Here is a 22,125-nt window from a genome sequence, read left to right as displayed (position 1 = left end):
TCGATCACTGAGTGGTGCCCCCCGCGCCGGTGTCGTTGTTGCCGCCACCATTATTGCCATCCGACGGCGGCGAGGACGACTCACAGTCACCGAACCAGTCGCAGGCGGTCTCGGTGACTTCGGGCTCGGTCGACTCGGACTCGTCCGGCGTGGTGTCCTCACCCGGCCATTCGTCGGTCGGCTCGTCGGTCGGCTTCTGGGTCTCCTCGGGCTCCTCGATCGGGATGCAGAGACCCTTGCGCTCGCGCTTCTTGGAGCAGTTCTCCGACGGCGTCGGGGTCGGCTCCGGGGTCGCGGTCAGCGACGGCTCGTGACCGTCCTGCGGCGCGGTGCCGTCCTTCCACGCAGGCTCCGGGAACTCCTCGATCTCGAGGTCGTCGGTCAGCGGACCCATGATCGCGGCCCACGTCTCGGCCGGGTAGCCGGCTCCGTAGTAGGAGTCCAGCCATTCGTCGAGCTTGCCCGAGCCCTTGCCACGGACGTACATGACGGCCGTCGAGAGCTGGGGCGTGTAGCCGGCGAACCACGCCGAGGAGACGTCGTCGTCCTCGTTGGTCGCGGTGCCGGTCTTTCCTGCGGCCGGCTGGTTGATCACGCCGGCGGTCCGGCCGGTGCCGTTCTTCACGACCTGCTGCAGGGCGTAGGACGTGTCGTCTGCGGTGTCCTCGGACATCGCACGCTCCTCGCCGTCACGCTGGTCCCACTCGTAGCGGACGTTGCCCTTGGAGTCGACGACCTTCGAGACGATGTGCACCGTGTTGCGTACGCCGCCGTTGGCGATGGTCGCGAAGGCGTTGGCCATGTTGATCGGGCTGATCGCCTGCCGGCCCAGCGTGAGCAGATAGTTCTTGGGATCGAAGTCGACCGAGTAGGCCGGGATCGAGCGATAGTCGGCCGGCGCGTCCTCGGCGTGGTCCTTGTCCGGCGGCAGACCGGCCTTGACGGCCATCTCGTAGAGGTCCTCGCTGCCGTTGGGCAGGGCGGCCGACATCTCGACGAACGACGTGTTGACCGACTCCTCCATCGCCTTGATCCCGGTGATGTGCTCGCCGTAGCTGTGACCCTTGGGGTCCGATTCGCTCTGGCCCGAGTTTCGGACCATGCCGCCACCGGCGTACTCCAGACCGGCCTCACCGGTCCAGGTGTCCTTCAACGAGTAACCCGCCTCGAGGGCGGCCGCCAAGGTGAACGGCTTCATCGTCGAGCCGGCCATACCGCCCGAGGCAGCCCAGTTGATCTGGGAGTCGAGGTAGTTCTGGCCGCCGTAGAAGCCCTTGAGCGCGCCGGTCTTCACATCGACCGTGGCGGCACCCACGTGCAGCTCGTCATCGGGGTGCTTGGCGTCGACCGCCTTCTTGTCCTTCGGACGTACGTCCCGGACGGCCTCTTCCGCGGTCTTCATCGCCTTCGCGCTCAGCGTGGTGGTGATCTTCAGCCCCTTGCTGTCGATCTCCTCCTCGGTGAAGAGGGGGTTGCCGTCCTCGTCCTTGAGCGACTTGAGCTCGTTCTTCACCAGCGTGAGCGCGTGGCCCTTCTGGCCACCGAGACGGCTGTCTGCCTTCGGCTTGGGGAACTTCGGCAGCGCCGGCTTGGCCTTCTCCAGCGCGGCCTCGTCGTAGTCGCTGAGTGCCTTGCCCTGCTTCTTGAGCTCGGCCATGCCGTTGAGGACGTATTGGTAGCGGCCGAGCAGCTCGGTGCCGCCGGAGTCCTTACCCGCCTTCTCCGGGTCGAACCCGTTCGGGTTGTTGAGGATCGCAGTCAGCGCGGCGGCTTCCTTGAGGTCGAGATCCTTGGCCTCCTTGCGGAAGTAGGTCTTCGCCGCCGTCTGGATGCCGTAGGCCCCGCGACCGAAGTAGACGGTGTTGAGGTAGCCGGTGAGGATCTCGTCCTTGGACTTCTGCCGGCTGATCTTGAGCGAGACGACCGCTTCCTTGACCTTGCGGGAGTAGGTGCGCTCGCTGCTCAGGTAGAGGTTCTTGACGTACTGCTGGGTGATCGTCGACGCGCCGCCCTGGCTGCCGGTGGTGGCGTTGGAGAAGAGCGTGCGCGCGATGCCCTTGAGGTCGATGCCGTTGTTCTCGTAGAAGCTGCGGTCCTCGGCTGCCACGGCCGCGTCCTTCACCAGCGCAGGCATCTCGTCCGGGCTCAACGCGTCACGGTTCTGGTCGCCGGCCTGGAAACGACCGACCTCCTTCTCGCCGCCGGCGTAGTAGACGAAGCTCGACTCGGCCTCGAAGGCCGCGTTGGCATCGGGGACGGAGATCATCTGATAGGAGACGATCACCGCGCCGCTGCCGATCAGCGCGAGGACGAGTGCACAGATGGCCGCGATCTTCCCGATCCGGGCCGCCAGCGCCTTCTTGTCCAGCTCGCCGTCGTCACCCGCGCCGAAAGCGGACTTGGGGTCGCGCCCCTTGCCGCCACCGCTGCCACCGCCGCGACGCTCGGGACGCTGTCCGAGCCGGTCGACCGGTGGCTCACCGGGACGTCGCGGACCCGGGTAAGGGGGCCGCTGACCGGGGCGAGGACCTCCGGGAGGCATCGGGCGCTGGTCGCCGCGAGGCTGGGGACGACCACCCGGCGGCCGGCCCTGCCCTGCAACCGGCCGTCCATCCTGCGGGCGACGCGGAGCCGGCGGGCGACCGTTCAGGCCACCCTGCGGCGGGCGCGGTCCGCCCTGGGGTCGTCCTTGCGGCCCACCGAGATCGGGTCTACGGGGGCTGGCGTTACGGGGGCTGGGCCTCTGCGAACGGGGTCCGTTCGGAAAGGCGCCGGAAGGGTCGCTCACGGGTGTTGCACTGCTCCTGTGACTGCCCGGCACGTGACCGGACGGGCTGACACTGACAATCCCCCGACGTCGCTGAATCCCCCCGAGGGAATCCCTTCAACCTGACGCGACGCTTGCCGAACGTTCCCCCGGGTGGTTCCTCGGGTAGCTGTACGGCAGCCATCAGCGTACGCAATCGACGCTAGCGCCCATGCATCCACGCCCAGCGCGCCTCAAGTCACCCGACGGCAACAGTTCGGTGACGGTTGCATCGAAGCGGGTCTCTCCCGCGTCATCGACAAATACTTAGGTCGCTGTTCGACGCCGTGGATATATCGGTACGATAGATCGCATGGCACGTCGAGCAGAGACGATCGAGCTCGCAGTCCTCGGGCTGCTGCACGAGTCGCCTATGCATGGCTACGAGCTGCGCAAGCGGCTCAACCTGATGCTCGGCTGGGGACGAGTGCTGTCGTACGGCTCGCTCTACCCGGCCTTGAAGAAGATGCTGCGCAAGCACCTCATCGAGGAGGAGGCGCAGTCCGTCACTCCGGTGACCCGGCGGCCACGGATCGTCTACCAGCTGACGCCTGCCGGCGAGCGTGAGTTCACCCAGCTCATGTCCGAGGTCGGTCCGATGGCCTGGGAAGACGACAACTTCGACATCAGGTTCGCATTCTTCGGTCGCACCGACATGGAGATCAGGCTCCGCGTCCTCGAGGGACGTCGCAGCCGGCTCCAGGAGCGGCTCGACCGGGTGCAACGCGAGCTTGCCATGACCCAGAAAGAGGTCGACTCCTACGCCCGCGAGCTTCAGCGTCACGGTGTCGAGTCGGTCGAGCGGGAGGTCCGTTGGCTCTCCTCGCTGATCGATGCCGAGCGCAACCCGAAGCCTGTGAACGACGAGCAGGCGGCGGGTCGGGGGGACCTGGGGGATGACGACGGCGTACGCGACGAAGCGAACGTCTCGCGCACAGCGCAGAGCAGCCAAGAGAACGAGAAATGACCTCCTTGCCGGTGAGTCGGCCAGGAGTATTGGAAGGAGCCCCGATGGGTTCGGTTCGTGTAGCAATCGCGGGAGTCGGCAACTGCGCCAGCTCCCTGGTCCAGGGCGTGGAGTACTACAAGGACGCCGACCCGGCGGGCAGCGTCCCCGGCCTCATGCACGTCGTGTTCGGTGACTACCACGTCTCTGACGTCGAGTTCGTCGCCGCCTTCGACGTCGACGACAAGAAGGTCGGCAAGGACCTCTCCGAGGCGATCAACGCCTCCGAGAACAACACCATCAAGATCGCGGACGTGCCGTTCACCGGTGTCGAGGTTCAGCGTGGCCCCACGCTCGACGGCCTGGGCAAGTACTACCGCCAGACCATCTCCGAGTCCGGCCTCGACCCGGTCGACGTCGTCTCGGTCCTCCGCGAGAAGGAGGTCGACGTCCTCGTCTCCTACCTCCCCGTCGGCTCGGAGGAGGCGGACAAGTTCTACGCGCAGTGCGCGATCGACGCGGGCGTCGCCTTCGTCAACGCGCTGCCGGTCTTCATCGCCTCCGACCCCGAGTGGGCCGCGAAGTTCGAGGCCGCCGGCGTCCCGATCGTCGGTGACGACATCAAGTCGCAGGTCGGTGCCACCATCACCCACCGCGTCATGGCCAAGCTGTTCGAGGACCGCGGCGTCGCGCTGGACCGTACGTACCAGCTCAACGTCGGCGGCAACATGGACTTCAAGAACATGCTCGAGCGTGAGCGCCTGGAGTCCAAGAAGGTCTCGAAGACGCAGGCCGTCACCTCCAACCTGCACGGCGAGCTGGCGAACAAGATCGACGACCGCAACGTGCACATCGGCCCGTCCGACTACGTGCAGTGGCTCGACGACCGCAAGTGGGCCTACGTCCGGCTCGAGGGCCGCGCGTTCGGTGACGTCCCGCTCAACCTGGAATACAAGCTGGAGGTCTGGGACTCCCCCAACTCCGCCGGCATCATCATCGACGCCGTCCGTGCCGCCAAGATCGCCAAGGACCGCGGCATCGGTGGCCCGATCATCCCGGCCTCGGCCTACCTCATGAAGAGCCCGCCGGTCCAGATCGAGGACTCCGAGGGTCGCGCGCAGCTGGAGGCGTTCATCCGCGGCGAGTGATCCGCTCCTGCCGACCTGCCCCGGGTGCCTGGCACCCGGGGCAGTCGCATGTCCGGGGTCAGAAGCGGATCGCGTCGATGATCTTGACGCGCGCCGCGATCATCGCCGGCAGGATCCCGGCGAGCGCCCCGACGGCGAGCGCGACGACGAGGCCGAGGAACGCTGCCGAGAGCGGGAACGGCGGGACGTCGTCGATGCCCTGAAGGACGTACTTCTCCACCAGCGGGTTCTTCACGACGGCCACCGCCAGGAGTACGCCGATCAGACCCGCCACCACGGTGGCCACGACGCTCTCCATCATCACCGAGAAGAACACCCGGCCCGTCGTCGCGCCGAAGCTGCGCCGGATGCCGATCTCCCGGATCCGCTGCTGGATCGTGACCAGCGCGATGTTGAGCAGGCTGAGGGCGCCGAGCAGCAGGATGATCCCGGCGATGCCGATGATCACCCACTTGATCGGCCCGATCGGGTCCTCGCCGCCCCAGGCCATGTAGTCGTCGCGGTGAGCGTCGACCTGGAGGCCCGGGAGCTCGGCGCGCATCGCCATCCCGATCTCGTTGGCGAGCTGGTCGGCGCCCTCGACCGGCACCCACATCTCATAGCTGGCGTCCGTGGGAGCGCCCGTCTGCCAGTGCGTCATCGAGTCGGCCAGCATGAACGCCCGCGCGGTGCCGTAGCCGCGCATGCTCGTCACGCCGACGATCGTGGCCGTGACCGACATCCCCTGGCCGGTCAGCTCGACCGAGGTCGGCAGGCGCGTGCCCTGCAGACCGAGCTTCTTCAGGAACGTCTCGTCGACCACCAGCGCCGGGGAGAGGCGTTCCTTGTCGGACTCCTCCAACCAACGGCCCTGCGGCACCACGACCCGGTGGATCGCGGCGTACGCAGGATCGACTCCCAGCAGCTCGATCTGCTTGCTGCGGGTCGGGGTGGTCGCCTTGATGTCGTAGGCGAAGATCTTGGCCGACGCGTAGGAGACACCGAACCGCTCCGCGACGGTCTCGAACGCCGGCCGGACCCGCTCGACCGGGAGCGACATGCCGTTGCGGTCGTCGTAGGCCATGATCGAGATGTGGGCCGGTCGTCCCTCGGTGTCGTAGGACTCGGTGAACATCTGCTTCGCGATCTGACCCGCCGCGACGGTCGCGGTGATCGAGGCGACCGCGACCGCCACTCCCACCAGCGACAACAGCACCCGGAGCTTGTGGATGCGCAGCTCCTGCCACGCCTCGACGGTCGATGCGGCCAGGCCGGTCGCCAGACGGGCCAGCGCCGTCCTCACGCGGCCGCCTCCTCGGTGAGCGGGTGCAGCCGGCCCCCGGCGAGCCGGAACCGACGCCGGGCCAGGGCCGCGACGTTCTGGTCGTGGGTGATCGTGATCAGCGCCGCCCCGGAGTCGTACGTCGCCTGGTCGAGCAGCTTCATCACCATCGCACCGGTCTCGACGTCGAGGGCTCCGGTGGGCTCATCGGCCAGGACGACCGAGGGAGTGCGCACCAGCGCTCGGGCGATGGCGATCCGCTGCTGCTCGCCGCCGGAGAGGAACTGCGGCATCGCGTCGAGCCGGTCGCCGAGGCCGACCTGGTCGAGCATCTCGGCCGCCCGCTTCCGCCGCTGCCAGAACTCGCGGCCCGAGGCGTAGAGCAGCGGAGCCATCACGTTCTCCAGCGCCGTCCGCCCCGGCAGCAGGTTGAACTGCTGGAAGACGAACCCGACGTCCCGTCCGCGGATCCGGGCGGCCTGGCGGTTGCTGATGGCGGTCACGTTGCGGCCGGCCCACTCCAGGGTGCCTCCGGTCGGGCGGTCCAGGAGACCGAGCAGGTTCAGCAGGGTCGACTTGCCGGTGCCGGAACGGCCGACGATGCCGACATGGTCGCCGCGGCGTACCTGCAGGTCGACGCCGGTCAGGATGTGAAGATCCTCCCCGTCCGGGAGCTCGACCGTGCGGGCCACGCCGGTGAGGCTCAGGAGCTCCTCCGAGCTCACATCTCCTCCACAGGCATCTTCTCGGCCATCTCGTCGCCCGTGCCGCCGGACTCCTTCGAGCCGGGGACGTACCTCAGCACCGAGTCGCCCGCCTTCAGCCCGCTGGTGACCTCGACGATCTTGCCGTCGGTGACACCGAGCTTGACCGGCTGCTCGGTCGGGGTGCCGTCCTCGCCGACGACCCAGACGCTGCCTTCGCCGACCAGGCCCGTGACGGCGGTGACCGGGATGGTGACGACCTCACCCTCGCTCTCGCCGGCGTCGATGTCCATGGTCATCGTCAAACCGTCGAAGACGGTCACGTTCTGCGGCACCAGGCAGCTGATCCGGGAACCGGCTCCCGACTCGCCCCCGCCGGACTCCTCCTCCATCATCTCGCCCTCGGGCATGTCGCTGGTGATCGTCTCGGTCGCCGCGTCACCGATGCTCAGCCGGGTGCACGTGAACGGCTTCGGGCCGCCCTCGATGGTCACCGTCGCCTCCTCGGGACTGCCGGCCAGCCGGTAGCGGTCGAGCGGCGAGATCGCGCCGACGGCGTGGAACGTGGTGGGCCGGATCGAGACGACCACACCGTCCTCCGCCACCTCACCCATCATCTCGGTGGCGTAGTTCCCGGCGATGCCGGTGGCGGGAGCGACGACCGTGTACCAGTGGTAGACCGGCGTGGGCGTCGTCGGCTCGACAGGCGCATCCTCGCCGTCGCCGTCCCCGCGGGCCTCGTCGGCGGTCCCGGGCTTGTCGGCAGACTCCTCGACAGGCTCCTCGACGGACTCCTCGGCAGGCTGGTCCTCGGTCCGCACCTGGAAGAGCTTCTCGCCCTTCCTCACCTTCGTGCCCGTCTCGGCGTACTTGTGCGCCAGCACGCCGGTGACCGGGCTGGCGGCCGAGACCGGCTTGTCGATCACGATCGTGCCGTCGATGGTGAGGGAGTTGGAGATCGTGCCCTTCTCGGCGACGACCTCCTCCGGCGGGATCTGGCCGGTCGGGGTGAGCGGGGCGCCGTCGGTGTCCTGGGTCGAGCCGGTGAAAGCCAGCTTGAAGAGGCTGACCGCGATGACCAGCCCGATCACGGCCCAGAACGACCTGAAAAGTACGCGGCGCACCGCCGTCTTCGACATGTTCGGACTGTAGCCCCGCGCATGCGGCCGCGGCGGCCGAATTTCGGTCAGGGTTTGGCAACACTCCATCCACGAATCGTTCGAACACGTGTTCCACACCCTAGACTCCAGGGCCCGAACGATCGACCGCCCTCAGGTACGGGAGACCCCCCACGATGCGTCCCGACAACGACACGAACCCTGACCGGAGGACGCCGACAGGCAGCGGCCGCGGCCTCATCCTCCTCGGAGCCGTCACCGTCGCACTGATCTCCACCGCAGCCGCGTACGTCGCGATGGTCGGCTTCGGGCGAGACGTGCTCGCCATGAGCGCGATCAACGCCTACGCCTTCGCCGGCGTCTTCGAGCTCTCCCTGGTCACCGTGGCGCTGATGGCTCGCGAGGCGGCCCAGCAGGACCGGCCGGCGCAGACCCTGCTGACCCTGACCTGGCTGCTGTCGGCCGCGTCCGGCTTCTTCGCTGGCTGGCACGAGATCCACCTCGGCCACGCGGTCACCGCCGCGGCGTTCCGTTTCATCGTGCCGCTGCTGGCCGCCCTGATGTGGCACCTGGCGCTCGTCGGCGACCGCCACCTGGCCATGGAACGCTCCTGGTCCGATCTGCGCACAGGCGCCCGGATGCATGCCCTGCTCGCCACCCGCGTCGAGTGGCGGCGGGCGCGCGACACCGCGCTGCGGAAGCGTACGGCCTCCTCCCGCAGGAAGCTCGAGCGCGCTCAGAAGCGCTACTGGCGTGCTGAAGCGGTCGCGCTGCGGTCGGTCGCGCCGGGGGCGATGCGCGACCAGATCACCCAGTGGATCGACGCCTTCGCCGCCGTCGCAGAAGGCACACGGCAGGCCGACCGGCTGCCGATCACCCTGCCTGCCGCCCACGAGACCGTCAGCCCCGAGGCTCTCGGCCCCTCTGTGGTCGAGCTCGTCGAGACCCGGGAGCGGATCTCCGCACTCGCGACCCCCGACAACCGGCGCCGGATCTCGACGCGGGTCACCGAGGCCGCGCGCACCGCCGCCGAAGCTGCCCCGGGAGCCGTGATGGCGCCGCAGTTCAGCAACAGCCGCAGCGCCGCGGCACAGCCCACGGAGCACCTCGAGGACCGACTCGACCGGATCCCCTTCCCGGAGAACGTCCCCGACCCAGAGCCAGCGATGGACTACCCCGACACGTTCCCTGACGAGGAGGAGGACCTGCTCAGCAACCTTCCCTCCGAACCCCGTGAGGCCGCGCGGATCCTGGTACGTGCCGGCGCACCCGTGTCGAAGGTGGCCGACAGGCTCGGCGTCCACCCCAGCACTATCCGCCGCTGGACCAAGGCCGGCGCCTGAGACTGGATGGTTTCAGGCGTTCCGGCCCGTTACTGGCGGGTAAAGGGGCTGGAACGTCTGCAACTATCTGGCCGCCGCGGGGTCAGCCCTCGAGGTCGGCCTTGAGCTTGGCGAGGGTGGTCGCCATCCCCGTACGCAGCTCCTCGGTGAAGCTCTCCTGGCCGCCGAGCACCGCCTTCGTCAGCGTGCGCGACAGGCCGGAGATGCCGGTCGGCGTCTCGCGGCGGTGGGTCACGACGGTCCCCTCTGGGCTCTCCGCGAGCTGGAACGACCAGACCGTGGTGTTCTCGGCGATCCGGAAGGCGAAGTCGGAGTGCGGGGTGAAGCGCACGACCTTCGCGTTGGTCGGCCAGTGCTTCCAGCCCTGACGGTTGATGTTGAAGAAGCGGGTGCCTTCCTTGACCTGGCCGAACACGACCGTCTTCACCACCTGCGGGCTCCACGAAGCCATCCGCGGAAGGTCCGTGACCGCCGCCCACACCTGGGCCGGCGTCGCGTTGATCGTGGTCGTCGCTTCGAGGTCTGTGATCGTCGTCATGCCCGGAACCGTACCGTCAGTATGGCCCGATGGACAGTAGTCGCCCAGATGTCAACCGGACTGCCATCACTCCCGACTATGCGGAGCGCTCGGCCCACCAGTCGAGGAGCCGCTTGGCGGCCTCGTCCTCGGAGAGGATGCCCTCGTCGAGGCGCAGGTCCATGAGGAATTTGTAGGCGGCGCCGACCTCCCGGCCCGGCGGAATGTCGAGCAGCGACATGATCTGGTTGCCGTCGAGCGCGGGGCGGAGGGCGGCGAGCTCCTCCTCCTCGGAGATCCGCTCGATGCGGGCCTCGAGGGCGTCGTAGGTGCGGGCGAGGCGGTCGGCCTTGCGGCGGTTGCGGGTGGTGCAGTCGGCGCGGGTGAGCACGTGGAGCCGCTCGAGCTGGTCGCCGGCGTCGCGGACGTAGCGCCGCACGGCCGAGTCAGTCCACTCCCCGTCGCCGTAGCCGTGGAAGCGCAGGTGGAGCTCGACCAGCTTCGAGACCGCCTCGATCTCGTCGTTGGAGAAACGCAGCGCCTTCATCCGCTTGCGGGTCATCTTGGCGCCGACCACGTCGTGGTGGTGGAACGAGACGGTGCCGTCGTCATGGAACTTGCGGGTGCGCGGCTTGCCGACGTCGTGCATCAGTGCCGCGAACCGCGAGACGAAGTCGGGACCGCCGCCGAACCGAGCCTCCTGGTCGATGGACTGCTCGAGCACGGTCAGGGTGTGCTCGTAGACGTCCTTGTGACGGTTGTGCTCGTCGCGCTCCATCCGCAGCGCGGTCAGCTCGGGCAGCACCAGGTCGGCCAGCCCGGTCTCGACCAGCAGGGTGAGCCCGCGGCGAGGGTAGGGCGCGCAGATCAGCTTCACCAGCTCGTCGCGGACCCGCTCGGCGGAGATGATCGAGATCCGTGACGCCATGTCGGTCATCGCGGCGACGACCTCGGGCGCGACCTCGAAGCCGAGCTGGGCGGCGAACCGCGCGGCCCGCATCATCCGCAGCGGGTCGTCGGAGAAGGAGTCCTCGGGGGTGCCGGGGGTCCGCAGCACGCGGGTCGCCAGGTCCACGACACCGCCGTAGAGGTCGACGACCTCACGGCCCGGCCCCTCTGGACCAGCTAGGCGCACCGCCATCGCGTTGACGGTGAAGTCGCGACGTACGAGATCGTCGGCCAGCGACGTCCCGTAGGCCACCTCCGGCTTGCGGGAGTCGGCGGAGTAGGCCTCGGAGCGGTAGGTGGTGACCTCGACCTGCCACGGGCCCTTGCGGGTGCCGATGGTGCCGAAGTCGCGGCCCATGTCCCACAGGGCCTCTCCCCACGTACGCAGGATCTTCTCCGTCTCCTCGGGGCGGGCCGAGGTGGTGAAGTCGAGATCGTTGTGGGGGCGTCCGAGCATCGCGTCGCGGACCGGACCGCCGACCAGCGCCAGCTCGAAGCCCTCGCGTGCGAAGGCCTCACCTAGGGAGTCGATGACCGGTGCGATACGGTCCAGTTCAGCTGTCACCGATCGCTGAACATCGGCGACGCTGATCGGGGGAAGCTGGCTGTCGGACACAACGCCGCAGTCTACGAGGACCGCACCCCCGGAAAGATATTCTCGAAGTCATGCCAGTCCGCCAGCACCAGGCGAGGCCGCCGCGGCCGCCCGGGCGAGTCATCGCGACGCTCGTCCTCACGCTGCTGGCACCCCTTCTGCTGACGCTGTCCACGACCACGCTGGCCGCGCCGGCCCAGGCTGTGGACGAGGCCGAGGAGACCGACCCGCTGGCGGTGAGCATCGACCAGCTCGACACCGTCAGCCTCGACGGCCGCACCAAGGGCAGGATCACGGTGAGCGGCAAGGTGCGCAACGACACCGAGGAGGAGTGGAGCGGGGTCCGGGTCTACCCGTTCATCGGCAACGCGCCGATCACCACCTCCGAGGAGCTGGCCGAGGCGGCCGCGCTGCCTGCGGACGCGCTGGTCGGCGAGCGGGTCGTGGCGGAGGGTGCGTACGCGACGATCCCCGACCTGGCACCCGGCGAGACCTACGTGTGGTCGCTCACCGTGCCGCGCAAGCTCCTTCCGGTCACCGAGGCCGGGGTCTACTGGTTCGGGGTCCATGCCCTCGGTGCCACCACGCCCAGCACCGCCGACGGCCGCGCCCGCACCTTCCTCCCGTTGGTCAAGGAGCCCAACAAGAAGGCCAAGGCCGAGAAGGTCTCGCTGGTGATGCCGTTGCGCCGGAGCGTGGTCTACGAAGCCGACGGCAGCGTGAACTACGTCCCCGGCTGGACCCGCGACCTGCGGGCCGGCGGCCGCCTCTACCGGATGCTCGAGACCGGCGCCGAGATGCCCGACCTGACCTGGGCGATCGACCCGGCCCTGATCGATGCCGTACGCAACCTCGCCGAGGGCAACCCCGCGCGCAACCTGGGGCCGACGGACGAGAGCGGCGAGAATCCGGAGGAGAGCGGCAGCCAGAGCGCCTCGCCGTCCGCGTCAGCGCTGATGCCGAGCCCTTCGGCCAGCACCGACGCCGAGGAGCCGATCAGCGAGGAGGCGGAGGCCGCGCAGAAGGCAGCGAAGGGCTGGCTCAGCCGCCTCGAGAAGGCGCTCGCCGGTCATGACCTGCTCGCCCTTCCCTACGCCGACCCCGACCTGTCCGCGCTCGCCACCAGCGACCCCCGCCTGCTGGCGGAGGCACGGAAGCAGACCACCCAGGCGCTCGCCGGGCTCGGCATCAAGGCCACCTCGGGCGTCGCTCCGCCGACCGGCTACCTCGACCGCGCCGCGGTCAACCTGCTCGAGCCTGGGGCGGTCAACCTGGTCAGCGACAAGATGTTCCGCGGGACCACGCCGGTCATCGCCGATCTCGACGGTCACCAGATGATCGTGACGTCCTCCGGCGCCGCGGCCGGCGGGCCCGGACCCAACGGCCCCTTCGACGCGATCTCCGTACGCCAGCGTGTGGTCTCCGAGGCAGCCCTGCTCCGCGGTTCCGGCAAGCCGCTCGTGGCCGTCCTCCCCGACGGCTGGCATCCCCCGCAGGACGCCGACTCGTTCGTCGCCCCGTGGAAGAAGGCCGCCTGGATCTCGTCCTCGACGCTGACCGAGGCCGTCGCCGGGCAGAAGGCGACCGAGATCACCGTCGACAGGCTCCGCTACCCCCGCCGGGAGATGAAGGCCGAGATCTCGGCCGAGCGGATCAAGACCGCCAACGAGCTCATCGACGCCGGCAAGATGCTGCAGCGCGTCCTCACGCATAACGACGAGGTCGCCTCCGACATCGTCAACGAGGCGCTGACCACGACCTCCTACTCCGCCCGTCGAGGCGACACCGACGCGGCCGCCGACGCGCTCAGCTACGTCAGCGCCCAGCTCAGGTCGATCACCGTCAGCGTGCCGCCGAAGGTGATCCTTTCCAGCATGAAGGGCGGCGAGTTCCAGGTCACCCTGAGCAACGAGCTCGACGAGCCGGTGACCGTACGCCTGGACGCGATCACCGACGAATCCCTCCGGGTCGCCACCTCGGAGCCCGTCCAGCTCGACGCCAACTCGAAGGCGAGCTTCAACCTTGCAGCGAGCATGCACGACACCGGCACCCACACCGCCCTCATCGTGGTGACCGACACCAAGGGCAACCCGCTGGGCGGCCATGCCTCCGTACCCATCCGGCCCTCGCAGGTGAGCGGCGTGATCTGGTGGTTCGTCGGCACCGGCTGCGCGCTACTGTTCGCGGCGATCGCGGTCCGGCTCACCCGGCGGATCATGAAGGCCAAGAAAGCACGTACGACGGGATCAATGTGACAGCCACCGAGCAGAAGTCCAGCGGAAGCTCCGTCCTGGCCAACAGCGCGGTGATGGCGGCGGGGACGATGTTCTCGCGGGCCAGCGGGTTCATCCGCTCCGCGCTCCTGGTCGCCGCCCTCGGCTCCGGGTTCCACGCCGACGTCTTCAACATCGCCAACACCGTCCCCAACATGCTCTACATCCTGCTGGCGGGCGGCGTGTTCAACGCGGTGCTCGTGCCACAGCTGGTGAAGGCGCAGAAGAACGATGCTGACGGTGGGGCCGCCTACACCAACCGGATCATCACGCTGGCGGGTCTCTTCCTCGGCGTGGTCACGATCGTCCTGGTGGTGGGCGCTCCGTGGCTGATGCGGCTCTACCTCGGCGCCAACTGGTACGAGCCCGAGAACGCCGCCCAGCTCGAGTCGGCCATCGACTTCGCCCGCTGGTGCCTGCCGCAGGTCTTCTTCTACGGGATGTTCGTGCTGGTCGGGCAGGTGCTCAACTCCCGCGGCAGCTTCGGACCGATGATGTGGGCGCCGATCGCCAACAACATCGTCGCCATCTCGACCCTGGTGCTCTACCTGGTCGTCTTCGGCCCCTCCAGCACCGGCGGCTACTCGCCCGGCGAGGAGACGCTGCTGGGCCTGGGCTCCACCCTCGGCATCGTGCTCCAGTTCCTGCTGCTCCTCCCGGTGCTGCACCGGACCGGTGTACGCTTCCGGCCGCGCTTCGACTTCCGCGGAGCCGGCCTGTCCCACACCGGGCGGCTGGCCGTGTGGACGGTGCTCTTCGTGATCGTGAACCAGGTGGCGTACACGATCGTGGTGAGGCTGGCCGGAAACGGGTCGGAGGCCGAGGGCACCGGTTACACGGTCTACTCCAACAGCTTCCTGGTGACCCAGGTGCCGCACTCGATCATCACGGTGTCGCTGGCGACGGCGATCCTGCCGCTGCTGTCGCGTTACGGCGCCGCGGGCGAGCTGCCCGAGCTGGGACGTACGCTCTCCCACCAGATGCGCAACGCGCTCGCCATCGTGATCCCGATCGCGGCGCTGATGCCGGTGCTCGCCGAGGACATCGCGCACATCCTGTTCAGCTACGGCGCCGGCGCGGACGCCTTCCGTGAGTACGCCCCGACGCTGTCGGTCTTCGCGATCGGGCTGGTCTTCTTCACCATCCACTACCTGCTGCTGCGCGGCTTCTACTCGCTGGAGCAGAACCGCACGGTCTTCTTCATCCAGTGCTCGGTCGCGACGACGAACATCGTCGCGGCGCTCCTGCTGACCCGGGCCGTCTCCGCGGAATACACCGCCCCGGCGCTGGCCGGCGCCTACTCGCTGTCCTACCTGGTCGGCTCCGTCGTCTCGTACGTCGTCCTCAAGCGCACCCTCGGCGACCTGGACGGTCGCGGGCTGATCCGGTTCCTGGTCCGCCTGGTGCTGGTGACGCTCGTCGCCGCGACCGCCGCATGGCTGCTGCGCACCGGGCTGGGCTTGATCAACGACGAGCCCACGATGGTGCTGGCCCTGATCGGTGCGGCTATCGTCGGGGCGCTGTATCTCGGCATGCTGCTCCTCGGGGCGCAGGCTGCCCAGGTCAAGGAGCTGACCACGATGGTGCAACAGGTGGCCCGACGGCTGAGCCGTTAAGGGTCCTTGACCACTCTCGGGTCGATCTCCGTACTGTCTGGCACGGTCTGAAAGAATGGTTCCGATATGGAGTTCACGCAATCAGGCGACGTCCTCGCCGGCAGGTACCAGCTGACGGACCTGCTCAGCGAGTCCCGTGAGGGACGCTTCTGGCGCGCCCACGACGCGATCCTCGGTCGCCCGGTTGCCGTGCACGTCCTCGATGCCCGCGACGAGCGTGCGCCGCGCCTCATGGCTGCTGCCCGCAACTCGGCCGCCGTCGGCGACCCCCGGATGCTGCGCGTCCTCGACGCCGCCCAGACCGACCAGGTCGCCTACGTCGTCAACGAGTGGGGCGAAGGATCCTCGCTGGAGAACGCGCTGGCCGCAGGTGGTCCGCTGTCACCGCAGGAGGCCGCCTGGATCGCCTCGGAGGTCGCTGACCTGCTGGTCCTGGCCCACGACCAGGGCCACGCCCACGGTCGGCTCAACCCCGAGGCGGTGCTGCTCGACGACCTCGGCGCCGTGCGCGTCATCGGCTTCGGTGTCGACGCCGCGCTGCACGGGATCGACCCGGACACCCGGGACTCCCAGCGTCGCGACCGTGTCGACGCGGTCGGTGTCCTCTACGCCGCCCTGACCGGCAAGTGGGCCGGCGAGACCCTGTCCTCGATGCCGCCGGCTCCGCGCGACCACGGCCGGGTGCTCCGCCCCCGGCAGGTACGCGCCGGGGTGCCGCGTCCGCTCGACGACCTGTGCGACCGGGTGCTCGGCAGCGGCGCCGACATGCCTCCGCTGACCGCCGCCGAGCTCCACTCCGCCCTCGCCGGGTTCTCCGGTGAGCCGACCGCGCCGCTCAACCGGCCCTCGTCCATCGACGAGGAGACCCAGGCGATGGCTCCGCCGGTCAAGGCCGAGCCGGCCGAGGCTCCGGTGGCGTCCAATGCCATCGGCGTGGCCCCCGAGGTCGTCCGCCCCCAGCGCCAGCGACCGTCCGCTCCGCCACCGATGCAGGACCCGACCCCGTCGAAGCCGCTCTTCGCCGACGAGACGCCGGGCTACCAGCCGACGCCGCGCCCGCAGCAGCCACCACAGCCCGCCGCCCGGCGGCCGGTGGCGCCGGATGCCTCCTACAACGGCTGGCAGGGACCGTGGACCGGCGCCAACGTGGCGATCGCCGAGGAGCCCGACTACAACCAGAAGCCCGGCACCAGCTGGCTCCGCGTCGCGATGGGCGTCGGCCTCGTGGTGCTGGTCCTCATCGCCGGCACGATCGCCTGGAACATCGTCAACGGCGACCCCACCACGACCGCCGAGAACCCCGGCACGAGTGAGAACGGCGGCGGCGACGACACCGCCGAGGCCAAGCCGACTCCCATCAAGGACATCACCGCGAAGGACCTCGACCCCCACGGTGACCCGCCGACCGAATACCCCGACCTGGTCGCCGGCGTGGTGGACGGCAAGGACGATCCGGCCACCAACTGGCGCACCTCGACCTACAACGACCAGATCGGCGACGGGCCGCGTTCGCTGAAGCCGGGCATCGGCGTGGTGCTCAATCTCAAGGGCGACTACGCCGTCGACTCGCTGAAGTTCCGGATGATCGGCGAGCCGACCGACATCAGCGTCTACGTCGGTGACTCACCCTGGACCGACGACCCCACCGGCAAGCCCGCCGCCAAGGGCAGCGTCGGTACGGAGGGCGAGATCAAGCTCGACGGCGCTCCGGAGGGCAGCTACGTACTCGTCTGGCTCACCGGTCTCCCCACCGGCGACGGCGGCTACCGCGCCGAGATCAAGGAGATCGAGGTTCTCGGCGTTCCCCTCGCCTGAGGCGTCGCCGATCGGCGTTCAGGGTCCTGGAATGTACGTGGCCTACGATCTGTTGTGCAGTTCGCCAGCCACACCTGAGGAGCCATTGATGCCGACCCCGTCGTCCCCGACCGACCCCCGCAACGTGATCGTGGTGGGTTCCGGCCCGTCGGGCTACACCGCAGCGGTCTACAGCGCCCGCGCCGGACTGCAGCCGCTCGTCTTCGAGGGGTCGGTGACCGCCGGCGGTGCGCTGATGAACACCACCGAGGTGGAGAACTTCCCCGGTTTCCGTGACGGCATCATGGGCCCGGAGCTGATGGACAACATGCGTGCCCAGGCGGAGCGCTTCGGTGCCGAGCTCGAGCCCGACGACGTGGTCGAGATGGACCTGACCGGTCCGGTCAAGGTCATCAAGACGGCGACCGACACCCACTACGCGAAGTCCGTCATCCTGGCGACGGGCTCGGGCTACAAGAAGCTCGGCCTGCCCCGCGAGGACGAGCTCTCCGGCAAGGGTGTCTCCTGGTGTGCGACCTGCGACGGCTTCTTCTTCCGGCAGAAGCCCATCGTGGTCGTCGGCGGCGGTGACTCCGCCTTGGAGGAGGCCCTCTTCCTGACCCGTTTCGGCTCCTCGGTCACCCTGCTCGTACGCCGCGACGAGCTGCGCGCCTCCAAGATCATGCAGGAGCGCGCCTTCGCCGACCCGAAGCTCGAGATCGCCTGGAACTCCGTGGTCGAGTCCATCAACGGCGAGCTCTCCGTGGAGAGCATCACCGTCAAGGACACCAAGACCGGCGAGCTGCGCGACCTCGAGTGCGCCGGCCTGTTCATCGCCATCGGCCACATCCCGCGGTCCGAGCTGCTCGTGGGCCAGGTCGACCTCGACGACGAGGGCTACGTCCTGACCAAGGAGGGCTCCACGGCCACCAACATCGAGGGCGTCTTCGCCGCGGGCGACCTGGTCGACCACGTCTACCGCCAGGCGATCACCGCCGCCGGCACCGGCTGCCAGGCGGCGCTCGACGCGGAGAAGTTCCTCGCTCACCAGGCCCACGCCGAGGCGGCTGCGACCGTCTCGGCCTGACGTCTCGTACGTTTGTGGTGGTCTCGACAAGCTCGACCACCGCGTGCTGGGAATGTGCGACGCAAGCCCAGCGTTCTGACCACAGACTTCCCAACCCGTCCCTATCGAGAAGGAACCCATCGTGGCTGACAACATGACCGCCGTGACCGACGCCGAGTTCGACTCGACCGTTCTGAAGTCCGACAAGCCCGTCCTGGTGGACTTCTGGGCCGAGTGGTGCGGCCCGTGCCGCCAGGTGTCCCCGATCCTCGAGGAACTGGCCGGCGAGCACGGCGACAAGGTCACCTTCACCAAGATGAACGTCGACGAGAACCCGGTCACCCCCTCCACCTACCGCGTGACCGGCATCCCGACCATCAACGTCTACCAGGGCGGCGAGGTCGTGAAGTCGATCGTCGGCGCCAAGCCGAAGGCTGCGCTCCTCAAGGAGCTGCAGGAGTTCATCGGCTGACCCGAGCTGACCCATGATGGCGCGCCCCTTGAGGGGTGCGCCATCGTCAGTTTTGCCGAGGCGTCAGGTACGTCGGGCGAGGCGTCACGTGCGTCGGGCGAGTGGTCTCGACAGACTCGACCGCCGGACGCGGCAAGTGGTCTCGACAGGCTCGACCACCGGGGTCGGCGGGGTCGATCACCGTTTCACATGAAACATTCACTCGCCGTCGCGGTGGAGCTCGGTCGAGGCGGGTGAGGGATGGCTGCGTGGACGCACGACTTCCCGGAGCCGCTCCCACGCAGTCTCGAAGTCGTCGATCCAAGTGACGGTCTGTTTCAGGTCCATCCGCATCCGCGGCACGGTGGGGTGGTCGCGGTGGGTCTTGAAGCCCACTCGGCTCAGGAAGTCGGCCGGCGCGGCGCAGCGCCGGCCATGGATCCCACTCAGCGGTCCGACGTCGCCGAAGGCCTCGATCGCCCGGAACTGGCCGCGTTGCACCAGGTCACGGGCCATTCCCTGGACCAGCATCCGGCCGATCCCGCCGCCGGCCCGCCGCGGGTCGATCCACACCGTCGTCATCAGGACGGCGTCGGCGGAGACCGGCCCGGAGGGGAACGAGGCCACCCTCGGGACGAAGACCGGCGGCGCGTAGAGCACGAAGCCTGCCGGCGTACCGTCGATCACGGCCACCCGTCCGCACGATCCCCATTCGCGGAGGACCTCGGAGATCCAGGCTTCCTTGACCCCGATCGCCTGCTCGGCGTCGACGCGGCGATGACCCACCGGGTCGCGCTCCCAGAACAGGCAGGCACGGCAGGGCGCCGGGACCTCGGCGAAGAGATCCAGCGTCAGCGGCAGAACGCGGCGTGCCATGTCTCACCCTTGATCCTGGGTTAAGGGTCTGTCACCAGCGTATGCGATCCTTCATGATGGTGACACCATGACTGATCTTCCCCAGCGCGCAACATCATCCCGCCTCGACCCGTACGCGGACCGCTACGCCGCGCGCACGGCAGGCATGACGGTCTCGGAGGTCCGAGCCCTCTTCGCCGTGGCAGCCCGACCCGAGGTGGTGTCGCTCGCAGGCGGCATGCCCAACATCTCCAGCCTGCCGCTGGACGTCGTGGGCGACTCGATCAAGGACCTCGTCATGAGTCAGGGCCCGACCGCCCTGCAGTACGGCGGCGGCCAGGGCGATCCCAAGCTGCGCGAGCAGATCTGCGAGGTCATGCGCCTGGAGGGCATCGAGGCCCACCCCGACGATGTCGTCGTCACCGTCGGCTCCCAGCAGGCCGTCGACCTGGTCACCCGAGTCTTCTGCGACCCGGGCGACGTGGTGATCTGTGAGGCCCCCTCGTACGTCGGTGCTCTGGGCGTCTTCAAGGGCTATCAGTGCGACGTCGTGCACGCCGAGGTCGACTCCGAGGGACTCATCCCGAACGCGCTGGAGCAGGCGATCGTCTCCACCAAGGCCTCGGGCCGCAAGGTGAAGTTCCTCTACACGATCCCGAACTTCCAGAACCCGACCGGCGTGACCATGACGCCTGCGCGCCGCACCGAGATCCTCGAGATCTGCCGACGCCACGACATCCTGGTGCTCGAGGACAACCCTTACGGCCTGCTCGGCTTCGATGACGAGCCCCGCCCGGCGATGCGCGCCCAGGACCCCGGGGTCATCTACCTCGGCTCGTTCTCCAAGACGTTCTCCCCCGGCCTGCGGGTCGGCTGGGCGCTGGCGCCCTCCGCGATCCGCGAGAAGCTCGTGCTCGCCCAGGAGTCCGCGACGCTCTGTCCGCCGCCGTTCAACCAGATGGCCGTCTCCGCCTACCTCTCCAACCATGACTGGCAGGGCCAGATCAAGGAGATGCGGGAGATGTACCGCGAGCGCCGCGACACCATGCTCGACGCGCTCGAGGACTACATGCCCGCGGCCTGCACCTGGACCAAGCCCGACGGCGGCTTCTTCGTGTGGCTGACGCTTCCTGCCGGCATCGACTGCAAGGCGATGCTCCCCCGTGCGGTCACCGCGCGGGTGGCGTACGTTCCCGGCACCGGCTTCTACGCCGACGGCTTCGGCGCCTCCTCGATGCGGATCTCCTACTGCTATCCCACCCCGGAGCGGATCCGAGAAGGCGTACGCCGCCTGGCCGGCGTCATCGAGGCCGAGATGGAGCTCCTGGAGACGTTCGGCGCGACCGGCCCCATCCCCGGCCTCCCCATCCGCGGCGCCGAGCACCCCTCGACGAACACGCAGTAGCTCCGGTGGTCGAGCTTGTCGAGACCACCCCTGCCCCAGGGTCATCTCGACAAGCTCGATGACCGCACCCGTACTCGATGACGGATCCGGTGGTCGAGCTTGTCGAGACCACCATCCCTACACAGGGTCATCTCGACAAGCTCGATGACCGAGCCCACATTCGGTGACCGATCCGGCCGCTCTAGCAATTTGTCGACAAAGCGTCTTATCGCTTAACAGCTAAACCGATTCGTCCGCAGTCGGCGACATCAGATCGACGATCCGGCGCAGGTCGTCGAGCGTGGCGAACTCGACGGTGATCTTTCCCTTGGAACGCCCCAGATCGACCTTGACGCGGGTGTCGAAGCGATCGGAGAGCCGGTCGGAGATCTCCTTGAGCCCCGGAGCGTTCGGCTTGGCGCGCCTCACCCGCGGGGTGGCGAAGGCGTCGCCGTCGGGGTCGCCCAGAGCGACGATCTCCTCGAGGCCGCGTACGGAGATGCCCTCCGCCACCACCTTCTGAGCCAGCTTGTCCTGCTGTGCCTCACCGTCGACCGCGAGCAGCGCCCGCGCGTGACCGGCCGAGAGCACGCCGGCGGCGACACGGCGCTGCACCGACGGAGACAGCTTCAGCAGGCGAATGGTGTTGGAGATCTGCGGCCGCGAACGGCCGATCCGCTGGGCGAGCTCGTCGTGGGTGCACGCGAAGTCGTTGAGCAGCTGCTGGTAGGCGGCCGCCTCTTCGAGAGGGTTCAGCTGCGAGCGGTGGAGGTTCTCCAGGAGCGCGTCCCGGAGCATGTCGGTGTCGTCGGTCTCCCGGACGATCGCCGGGATGACGTCCAGGCCGGCCTGCTGCGTCGCGCGCCACCGGCGCTCACCCATGACCAGCTCGTAGGAATCGGTCGCCACTTTTCGGACGACGACCGGTTGCAGAAGACCGATCTCACTGATCGAATGGACCAGTTCGGCCATCGCTTCCTCGTCGAAGACCTGACGAGGCTGTACGTGGTTGGGATGGATCTGCTTGACCGGCAGCTCGGCGAAATAGGCGCCGTCGACGGGCGCCAGATCCGATTTTTCGATCTGGCGGCCTTCCGCGGACTCGGTGGACCTGGGCTCCACGGATGGGCCAGAAGTCGCCCCAGCGGCAAGGTCCGAATGGCGGACGTCCGGTTGGACAGGAGCACTGTCTCCCGACTCACTCCCACCACTGGCAGGAGCGGTCGGGATCAGGGATCCCAGACCTCGTCCGAGACCACGCTTCGGCGGCTGCTTGCTCATATTTCCCTGTCCCCCGTAT

The 22,125-nt window shown here is 68.6% G+C and carries 17 protein-coding genes; 9 read left to right on the top strand and 8 right to left on the bottom strand.

What is annotated here, in order from left to right:
* Positions 1–4: 4 nt before the first annotated feature.
* On the bottom strand, positions 5–2,542 hold the full coding sequence (locus tag WBG06_RS11475; RefSeq protein WP_336736831.1) for a transglycosylase domain-containing protein: 2,538 nt from the start codon (positions 2,540–2,542) through the stop codon (positions 5–7).
* 577 nt (positions 2,543–3,119) lie between these two features.
* Here WBG06_RS11475 and WBG06_RS11470 point away from each other — a divergent pair.
* Positions 3,120–3,773 carry a PadR family transcriptional regulator gene (locus WBG06_RS11470; protein WP_336736830.1) on the top strand — a complete coding sequence of 218 codons (654 nt, stop codon included), beginning with the start codon at positions 3,120–3,122 and terminating at the stop codon, positions 3,771–3,773.
* Between the two features lie 44 nt (positions 3,774–3,817).
* The gene (locus tag WBG06_RS11465; RefSeq protein WP_336736828.1) at positions 3,818–4,900 is read left to right on the top strand and encodes an inositol-3-phosphate synthase; all 1,083 of its coding nucleotides are present in this window, start codon (positions 3,818–3,820) and stop codon (positions 4,898–4,900) included.
* Between the two features lie 58 nt (positions 4,901–4,958).
* On the opposite strand, the gene WBG06_RS11460 is transcribed toward WBG06_RS11465, so the two are convergent.
* From WBG06_RS11460 to WBG06_RS11450, 3 genes are read right to left on the bottom strand one after another with little or no spacing between them, the layout of a single operon-like run.
* The gene (locus WBG06_RS11460; protein ID WP_336736826.1) at positions 4,959–6,182 is read right to left on the bottom strand and encodes an ABC transporter permease; all 1,224 of its coding nucleotides are present in this window, start codon (positions 6,180–6,182) and stop codon (positions 4,959–4,961) included.
* Positions 6,179–6,886, bottom strand: a complete 708-nt coding sequence (locus tag WBG06_RS11455) for an ABC transporter ATP-binding protein (protein ID WP_336736824.1) — start codon at positions 6,884–6,886, stop codon at positions 6,179–6,181. Before WBG06_RS11455 ends, WBG06_RS11460 begins: the two co-directional genes overlap by 4 nt.
* Positions 6,883–8,004, bottom strand: a complete 1,122-nt coding sequence (locus WBG06_RS11450) for an efflux RND transporter periplasmic adaptor subunit (protein WP_336736822.1) — start codon at positions 8,002–8,004, stop codon at positions 6,883–6,885. The genes WBG06_RS11455 and WBG06_RS11450 overlap by 4 nt, the downstream gene beginning before the upstream one ends.
* A gap of 155 nt (positions 8,005–8,159) precedes the next feature.
* Between WBG06_RS11450 and WBG06_RS11445 the strand changes: the two genes are divergently transcribed.
* The gene (locus tag WBG06_RS11445) at positions 8,160–9,326 is read left to right on the top strand and encodes a helix-turn-helix domain-containing protein (RefSeq protein WP_336736820.1); all 1,167 of its coding nucleotides are present in this window, start codon (positions 8,160–8,162) and stop codon (positions 9,324–9,326) included.
* Between the two features lie 82 nt (positions 9,327–9,408).
* Here WBG06_RS11445 and WBG06_RS11440 read toward each other — a convergent pair whose 3' ends face one another.
* Together WBG06_RS11440 and WBG06_RS11435 are read right to left on the bottom strand one after the other, a co-directional pair.
* Positions 9,409–9,864 carry an SRPBCC family protein gene (locus WBG06_RS11440; protein ID WP_336736818.1) on the bottom strand — a complete coding sequence of 152 codons (456 nt, stop codon included), beginning with the start codon at positions 9,862–9,864 and terminating at the stop codon, positions 9,409–9,411.
* Positions 9,865–9,940: 76 nt separating this feature from the next.
* Entirely contained in the window at positions 9,941–11,383 is a 1,443-nt protein-coding gene (locus WBG06_RS11435) for a CCA tRNA nucleotidyltransferase (protein WP_336736945.1), read from the bottom strand.
* 74 nt (positions 11,384–11,457) lie between these two features.
* Between WBG06_RS11435 and WBG06_RS11430 the strand changes: the two genes are divergently transcribed.
* The 5 genes from WBG06_RS11430 (at position 11,458) to trxA (ending at position 18,607) form a co-directional block, all read left to right on the top strand.
* Positions 11,458–13,641, top strand: a complete 2,184-nt coding sequence (locus WBG06_RS11430) for a DUF6049 family protein (RefSeq protein ID WP_336736816.1) — start codon at positions 11,458–11,460, stop codon at positions 13,639–13,641.
* Positions 13,638–15,275, top strand: a complete 1,638-nt coding sequence (gene murJ / locus WBG06_RS11425; RefSeq protein ID WP_336736814.1) for a murein biosynthesis integral membrane protein MurJ — start codon at positions 13,638–13,640, stop codon at positions 15,273–15,275. The genes WBG06_RS11430 and murJ overlap by 4 nt, the downstream gene beginning before the upstream one ends.
* A 66-nt stretch (positions 15,276–15,341) precedes the next feature.
* Positions 15,342–17,090, top strand: coding sequence for a hypothetical protein (locus WBG06_RS11420; protein WP_336736812.1), 1,749 nt, complete (start codon positions 15,342–15,344; stop codon positions 17,088–17,090).
* A gap of 88 nt (positions 17,091–17,178) precedes the next feature.
* Positions 17,179–18,156, top strand: coding sequence for a thioredoxin-disulfide reductase (gene trxB, locus WBG06_RS11415; RefSeq protein WP_336736810.1), 978 nt, complete (start codon positions 17,179–17,181; stop codon positions 18,154–18,156).
* A 121-nt stretch (positions 18,157–18,277) separates the two neighbouring features.
* Positions 18,278–18,607 carry a thioredoxin gene (gene trxA, locus WBG06_RS11410; RefSeq protein WP_091044069.1) on the top strand — a complete coding sequence of 110 codons (330 nt, stop codon included), beginning with the start codon at positions 18,278–18,280 and terminating at the stop codon, positions 18,605–18,607.
* A 198-nt stretch (positions 18,608–18,805) separates the two neighbouring features.
* Here the strand turns inward: trxA and WBG06_RS11405 are convergent, their stop codons facing one another.
* The gene (locus WBG06_RS11405) at positions 18,806–19,462 is read right to left on the bottom strand and encodes a GNAT family N-acetyltransferase (RefSeq protein ID WP_336736805.1); all 657 of its coding nucleotides are present in this window, start codon (positions 19,460–19,462) and stop codon (positions 18,806–18,808) included.
* Positions 19,463–19,529: 67 nt separating this feature from the next.
* Between WBG06_RS11405 and WBG06_RS11400 the strand changes: the two genes are divergently transcribed.
* Positions 19,530–20,846 carry an aminotransferase-like domain-containing protein gene (locus tag WBG06_RS11400; RefSeq protein ID WP_336736803.1) on the top strand — a complete coding sequence of 439 codons (1,317 nt, stop codon included), beginning with the start codon at positions 19,530–19,532 and terminating at the stop codon, positions 20,844–20,846.
* A 219-nt stretch (positions 20,847–21,065) separates the two neighbouring features.
* On the opposite strand, the gene WBG06_RS11395 is transcribed toward WBG06_RS11400, so the two are convergent.
* Positions 21,066–22,106, bottom strand: a complete 1,041-nt coding sequence (locus WBG06_RS11395) for a ParB/RepB/Spo0J family partition protein (RefSeq protein WP_336736801.1) — start codon at positions 22,104–22,106, stop codon at positions 21,066–21,068.
* Between the last annotated feature and the right edge of the window lie 19 nt (positions 22,107–22,125).

It is taken from the genome of Nocardioides sp. CCNWLW239 (assembly GCF_037137035.1).
Taxonomy (GTDB): domain Bacteria; phylum Actinomycetota; class Actinomycetes; order Propionibacteriales; family Nocardioidaceae; genus Nocardioides.
The sequence above is the reverse complement of the archived record's forward strand: the minus strand, read 5'-3'. Positions and strand labels throughout refer to the sequence as shown.